Below are 274 nucleotides of genomic sequence, written 5' to 3' on the forward strand. Positions count from 1 at the left end.
GTGCGCGATCATGGAGGAACTCGCCAGCGGGCCCGCGCGGATCGCCGCGTCGAAGCCTTCCGCCACCAGATCGACCAAGCGTTCGCTGAAGTCGATCTCGAGTTCCATCTCGGGGTAGGCCTCGACGAAATCCACCGCGAGCGGCGCGATCACCTCATTGCCCACAGCGGGCGGTGCGGTGATCTTGAGCTTGCCCGCGGGGTCGGGTCGACGGCGCCGATCTCGGCGTTGAGCTGCTAGATCTCCTCGAGGATGGCATGGGCGCGCGGGAGGT

General features: G+C 67.2%; 1 protein-coding gene. It reads right to left on the bottom strand.

Annotated elements, in window-relative coordinates; all coding sequences use genetic code 11:
• Positions 1–274: LysR substrate-binding domain-containing protein (locus tag ACSNOK_RS34225; RefSeq protein ID WP_436784628.1), on the bottom strand; the 274-nt coding region annotated here is incomplete at both ends.

Source organism: Streptomyces sp. URMC 126, assembly GCF_051386555.1.
In the GTDB taxonomy this organism is placed as follows: domain Bacteria; phylum Actinomycetota; class Actinomycetes; order Streptomycetales; family Streptomycetaceae; genus Streptomyces.